The organism is Streptomyces katrae, from assembly GCF_000966975.1.
In the GTDB taxonomy this organism is placed as follows: domain Bacteria; phylum Actinomycetota; class Actinomycetes; order Streptomycetales; family Streptomycetaceae; genus Streptomyces; species Streptomyces katrae.
Genome location: NZ_JZWV01001121.1, coordinates 1 through 2197, shown reverse-complemented (window position 1 = coordinate 2197; position 2197 = coordinate 1). Strand labels below are relative to the sequence as shown.

Genomic DNA, 2197 nt, shown 5'->3' with positions numbered 1-2197 from the left:
CAGCCGCAGCACCTCGGTCTCCCGGTCGGTCAGCTGCGGGGCCTTCGGCTCGTCGGCGGCGGCCGGAGCCGGGTCGGTGGCCAGGCGCCGGTACTCGCCGAGGACCAGCCCGGCCAGGCCCGGCGTGAACACCGGGTCTCCGACCGCGGTGCGGCGGACCGCGTCGATCAGCTCCTGCGCCCCGGCCGACTTCATCAGGTAGCCGGTCGCCCCGGACTTCACCGCCTCCAGCACGTCGGCGTGCTCCCCGCTCGCCGACAGGACCAGTACGCGCAGCGCGGGATCGGCGCCGACCAGCTCCTTGCAGACCTGCACCCCGGGCATACCGGGCAGGTTGAGGTCGAGCACCAGCACCCGCGGGGCGACGGCGCGGGCCCGGCGCACCGCCTCCGGGCCGTCCCCGGCGGTGGCGACGACGTCGAAGCCCGCCGCGGCCAGGTCGCGGGCCACCGCGTCCCGCCACATCGGATGGTCGTCGACGACCATCACCCTGATGTCGTGGAGCCCGCCGGCGCCGCTGCCGACGCCCTCGCTGCCACTGTCGTTCACTGGGTCCTCCCCCTCGGTACTTTCAGTTCCACTTCGGTGCCCTGCCCGGGGACGGACACCAGCTCGGCGCTGCCGCCGAGGTCACGCAGCCGGCCCCGGATGGACAGGGCCACGCCCATCCGCCCCTCGCCCTCCGCCTGGTCGAGCCGGCCGGCCGGGATGCCCGGGCCGTCGTCCCGTACGGTCACGATCACCTCGTCACCCCAGTCCTCGACCAGGATCCAGGCACTGGCCCCCTCCCCGGCGTGCCTGCGCACGTTGTCCAGGGCGGCGCCCACGGCCGCGGCCAGCTCCCGCGCGGCGGGCGCGGGCAGCGGCACCGGGGTGCCGGGCTCGGCGAAGCTCACCCGGGAGCCGGCGTGCGGGGCCAGCAGGACCCGCAGGTCCAGCTCCCCCTCGTCGGCGCCCGGCTCCTCCACCTCGTACGTGTCCACCAGCGCGCCCAGCGACTCGTCGCGCGAGACCCGCGAGGGGCGGACCAGCCCGCTGGAGACCAGCGTGCGCAGCGCCACCTCCTGCTCCCCGGCCATCCGGCCCAGCTCGGCGGCCTCGCCGCCCAGCTCGGTGCCCCGCCGCTGGACCATGGCGAGGACCTGGAGGACCCCGTCGTGGATGTCGCGGGCGAGGCGTTCGCGCTCACGGGTGGCGGCCTCGATCTCCAGGGCGCGGGCGAGGGTCGCCTCACTGGCCCGGGCGACCTCGACGACGTAGCCGAGGGCGATGGAGGCGACCCAGACCAGCAGCACGTTGTGCAGGGTGTCCCGGGTGGGGTCGCCGCCGTGGATGGCGATGTTGGCGACGGCCACGAAGGTGGAGGCGATCCCGGCCCAGCGCCAGCCGCCCTTGAGGGCGAAGGCGAGGACCGAGCCGGCCGTCCAGATGCTGGGGAGGGTCGGCCCGCCCGCCTGGATGCGGGCGTGGGTGTCGGCGAGCGGGGTGAGGGCGATCCCGGCGAGGGCGACGGTGAGGTCCGCGGCCAGGAAGCCCCTGGTGCAGTGCGCCGCACCGCCCACCCGGCGGTAGGTGGCCAGGGTCCAGACGACGAGGACGGTGAGGTAGCCGACCGCGACGCCGGGACGGACGAAGTCCTTGTACGCGGAGGCGAACAGCAGGACCGCGTAGACCATGGTGAGCAGCCGGTACGCGGTCAGCGCCCGCCACAGCGGCTGCTCGACCGACATCCGTACGACGCGCTCGCGCTTCGGCGCCATCTTCCCCCACCCCGGCCGCGCGGACGGCGGCAGCCGCCCGCGGGAACTACTCCGCGCCCTTGTCGCCCTTGTTGCTTCCGTCGGCCGTATCCGCCGTATCCGCCTTTTCCGCCTTATCCGACCTGGCGGCTTCCTTGGCGGCCTTTTCCGCGTCCGCGATCTGCCGCTTGGCGGCCGTCGCGTAGATGTCGACGTACTCCTGGCCGGAGAGCTTCATGATCTCGTACATGACCTCGTCGGTCACCGAGCGCAGGATGAAGCGGTCCCCGTCCATGCCCTGGTAGCGGCTGAAGTCCAGCGGCTTGCCGATCCGGATGCCCGGGCGCATCAGCTTCGGGACCACCTTGCCGGGCGGCTGGATCTTCTCCGTGTCGATCATCGCCACCGGGATCACGGGGGCGCCGGTGGCCAGCGCCACCCGGGCCAGACCACCGGGC

The 2197-nt window shown here is 74.2% G+C and carries 3 protein-coding genes; all 3 read right to left on the bottom strand.

Annotated features, from left to right (window positions below; all coding sequences use genetic code 11):
• Nucleotides 1-486, bottom strand: a 486-nt coding sequence (locus tag VR44_RS33420) for a response regulator (RefSeq protein ID WP_045951394.1), incomplete at its 3' end; no start/stop codon positions are given.
• Between the two features lie 59 nt (nucleotides 487-545).
• Entirely contained in the window at nucleotides 546-1760 is a 1215-nt protein-coding gene (gene macS / locus VR44_RS33415) for a MacS family sensor histidine kinase (RefSeq protein ID WP_245692717.1), read from the bottom strand.
• Nucleotides 1761-1806: 46 nt separating this feature from the next.
• On the bottom strand, nucleotides 1807-2197 hold a 391-nt coding region (locus tag VR44_RS33410; RefSeq protein ID WP_045951392.1), incomplete at its 5' end, for a lysophospholipid acyltransferase family protein.